This window comes from Paenibacillus sp. J5 (genome assembly GCF_054955055.1).
Genome location: NZ_JBUEDD010000052.1, coordinates 1 through 350 on the forward strand (window position 1 = coordinate 1; position 350 = coordinate 350).

At 56.3% G+C, this 350-nt stretch carries 1 protein-coding gene; it reads left to right on the top strand.

The window, feature by feature from the left end:
- On the top strand, positions 1 to 350 hold a 350-nt coding region (locus ACY1JZ_RS26105; RefSeq protein ID WP_462631696.1), incomplete at both ends, for a hypothetical protein.

Sequence of the window (350 nt, forward strand, 5' to 3'; positions counted from 1 at the left end):
GCGACCGAGCTGTTCAATGCGGCGTTGACAAGCCACCTGCGTATCTATCTGAAGGATAAGGATGGCATGTATCTGGAGGAGAATGGTACACCGAAGGCGTATCCGATGGGTGCGAACGGCACGTTCTCCGTAGAGGGACTGAGCGAGCAGAAGTATACGATGGAGGTTCGCTACCAGGCCGATACGGGAGAGGAGCTGCTCCTGAAGGTCGCCGAGCTGGATGTGAAGGCGAACGGGGAGCTGAATATCTCCGAGGAGCTGGTTGACCCTTACGGGACGGTCTATGATGAAACGACTGGAGATGCCATCAGCGGGACGAAGATCGCTGGAGCGAAGGTGACGCTGTATTA